The organism is Pseudomonas sp. K2I15, assembly GCF_002204795.1.
Taxonomy (GTDB): Bacteria; Pseudomonadota; Gammaproteobacteria; order Pseudomonadales; family Pseudomonadaceae; genus Aquipseudomonas.
In genome coordinates this window covers 1-3,204 of sequence record NZ_NIXO01000130.1, presented here as the reverse complement: position 1 = coordinate 3,204, position 3,204 = coordinate 1, and the positions used below count along the sequence as shown (strand labels likewise).

Genomic DNA, 3,204 nt, shown 5'->3' with positions numbered 1-3,204 from the left:
AGCCAATACATGTATGACTGATACACCGCCTTCGCGAGCAAGCCCGCTCCCACATTTGATCGAGTTGTTTTCACGACCCCCATAAAAAAGCCCGCCAACATGGCGGGCTTTTTAGTGCGCGTGAAGCTTAGATCGCGCCGCGCTGGCGCAGCAGCTCCAGCACTTGCTTGACGCTTTCTTCCAGCGATAGCGCCTGGGTGTCGATCACCAGATCAGCATTCAACGGCACGTCATACGGGAAGGACTCACCCGGGATGTTATCCCCACCTGCCGCGTACAAGCCTTGCGGATCACGCTCGGCGCACACCAGTGGCGAAGCCTGCACGTACACGGTCAGCAAACGATCACCGCCGATCAGCGCCTTGGCCTGTTCACGCCCTTCAGCATCCGGGGCAACAAACGCGGCCAGGGTCAGCAAGCCCGCTTCGTTGAACTGGCGCGCCACGTGAGCGGCACGGCGCCAGTTCTCGGTGCGCCCGGCACGGTCCTGCGGCAAGCCCTTGTTCAGGTCGTGACGCAGGTTCTGGCCATCGAGCACAAACACCGCACGGCCCATGTCGAACAGCTTGCGTTCAACCGCGTAGGCCAGGGTGCTTTTGCCCGCGCCCGACAAGCCGCTGAACAACACGGTCGCCGGTTGCTGGCCGAAGCGCTGGGCACGTTCTTCGGTGGCCACGTGAGCCAACTTGCCATGCTGCGCCGCGCTGCCGTGAGTCACCGGCTGCGCGATGATCATGCCGGCGGCCACGGTGCCGTTGGTCAAACGGTCGATGACGATGAACGAACCGGTGGTGCGGTTGCTCTCGTAACCGTCCAGGGCGATAGCCGCGTCGAGGCTGACCTTGACCCGGCCGATCTCGTTCAACTGCAGCGAACTCGCCGGGCCTTCGGCCAGGGTATTCACGTCCACGCGGTGCACGATGCTGGTGATGGAACCCGGCACGTAGCTGGTGGCGCGCTTGATGTCGTATTTCTTGCCCGGCAGCATCGGCTCTTCGGCCATCCACACCAGCATGGCGTCGAAGGCGTCGGTCACTTGCGGCACGTTGTCGGCGTGTACCAACAGGTCGCCACGGGAGATGTCGATCTCGTCTTCCATGGTCAGGGTCACGGCCTGGCCGGGACCTGCGTGTTCCAGTTCACCTTCGAAGGTGACGATGGATTTGACGCGGCTGCTCTTGCCCGACGGCAACACGACAACCTCGTCACCCTTGTGCACGATGCCGCTGGCCAGGGTGCCGGCGAAACCACGGAAGTTCAGGTTCGGACGGTTGACGTACTGCACCGGGAAACGCAGGTCGGTGTAGTTGCGGTCGTTGGCGATCTCGACGGTCTCGAGAATCTCCATCAGCGACTGGCCGGTGTACCAGGGCGAACGCTCGCTCTTGTTCACCACGTTGTCGCCCTTGAGGGCCGACATCGGCACGAACGCCATGGTGCTCGGCTTGAACGCAATACCTTCGGCGAACTTCAGGTAATCGGCCTTGATCGACTCGAACACGCTTTGGTCAAAGCCATTGATGTCCATCTTGTTGACGGCCACCACGATGTGCTTGATGCCCAGCAACGAGGCGATAAAGCTGTGGCGACGGGTCTGGGTCTGCACGCCGTAGCGGGCATCGATCAGGATGATCGCCAGGTCACAGGTGGACGCACCGGTGGCCATGTTGCGGGTGTACTGCTCATGGCCGGGGGTGTCGGCGATGATGAATTTGCGCTTGGCGGTGGAGAAATAGCGGTAGGCAACATCGATGGTGATGCCCTGCTCACGCTCGGCCTGCAGGCCGTCGACCAGCAAGGCCAGGTCGATGTCATCGCCCGTGGTGCCGGATTTCTTCGAGTCGCGGGTGATGGCTTCCAGATGGTCTTCGTAGATCATCTTGGAGTCGTGCAGCAGGCGCCCGATCAGGGTGCTCTTGCCGTCATCGACGTTGCCGCAGGTCAGGAAGCGCAACATTTCCTTGCGCTCGTGCTGGCCCAGGTAGGCGAGGATGTCCTCGCTGATCAAATCAGATACGTGCGACATGACAGCCCCTTAGAAATAGCCTTGACGTTTTTTATCTTCCATCGAGCCTGCACCATCGTGGTCGATGACACGGCCCTGGCGCTCGGAAGTTCGCGTCAGGAGCATTTCCTGAATGATGTCCGTCAGCGTCTCGGCTTCGGACTCCACCGCGCCCGTCAACGGGTAGCAGCCAAGGGTACGGAAACGTACTTTCTTTTTAACGATTCGGGCTTTGTCTTCGTCGGACAAGTGCTCGAGGATGCGGTCGTCGTCGATCATGATCAACGTGCCGTTCTTCTCGATCACGTCGCGTTCGGCGGCGAAGTACAGCGGAACGATCGGGATGCCTTCAAGGTAGATGTACTGCCAGATGTCCAGCTCGGTCCAGTTGGACAGCGGGAACACACGGATCGACTCGCCCTTGTTGACGTTGCCGTTGTAGACGTTCCACAGCTCCGGGCGCTGGTTTTTCGGGTCCCAGCGGTGCTTGCTGTCGCGGAACGAGTACACGCGCTCTTTGGCGCGGGATTTCTCTTCATCGCGACGGGCACCGCCGAACGCTGCGTCGAAACCATATTTGTCGAGAGCCTGTTTCAGGCCTTCGGTCTTCATGATGTCGGTGTGCTTGGCGCTGCCGTGGGTGAACGGGTTGATGCCCTGCGCCACGCCGTCCGGGTTGACGTGGGTGATCAGGTCCAGGCCCAGTTCTTCGACCATTTTGTCGCGGAACTTGTACATCTCCTGGAATTTCCAGCGGGTGTCGACGTGCATCACCGGAAACGGCAGCTTGCCCGGGAAAAATGCCTTGCGTGCCAGGTGCAGCATCACGGCGGAGTCTTTACCGATCGAGTAGAGCATCACCGGGTTATCGAACTCGGCGGCGACCTCGCGGATGATGTGGATGCTTTCCGCCTCCAGCTGTTTCAGATGCGTCAGTTTGTCGACCATGGTTACTCACGGAAAAACGATCTTATGGACGGCCAGCGGGCCGTGTTCGAGCGGGGCATGCTAGCACAGCACCTGATTCTATTGAGCGAGCCAGCTAGATCGAAACGGTATATCAATATACCGCTGGGTTTGGCTGGATCAAGTGGATGAATGTGGGTTGCCAGGGCAAAACACAGTCAAATGTGGGAGCGGGCTTGCTCGCGAATGCGGTGGGTCAGTCAATACATGTGGCGACTGACCCACCGCATTCG

General features: G+C 60.0%; 2 protein-coding genes. Both read right to left on the bottom strand.

The features are described from left to right. Positions 1-127: 127 nt before the first annotated feature. Positions 128-2,026 (bottom strand): sulfate adenylyltransferase subunit CysN, encoded by a 1,899-nt coding sequence (cysN, locus tag CEC48_RS30685; protein WP_088427238.1) that lies wholly within the window; start codon positions 2,024-2,026, stop codon positions 128-130. Positions 2,027-2,035: 9 nt separating this feature from the next. Then, a complete protein-coding gene (gene cysD / locus CEC48_RS30680; RefSeq protein ID WP_088427237.1) occupies positions 2,036-2,953 on the bottom strand; it encodes a sulfate adenylyltransferase subunit CysD in 918 nt (305 codons plus the stop codon). Positions 2,954-3,204 lie beyond the last annotated feature (251 nt).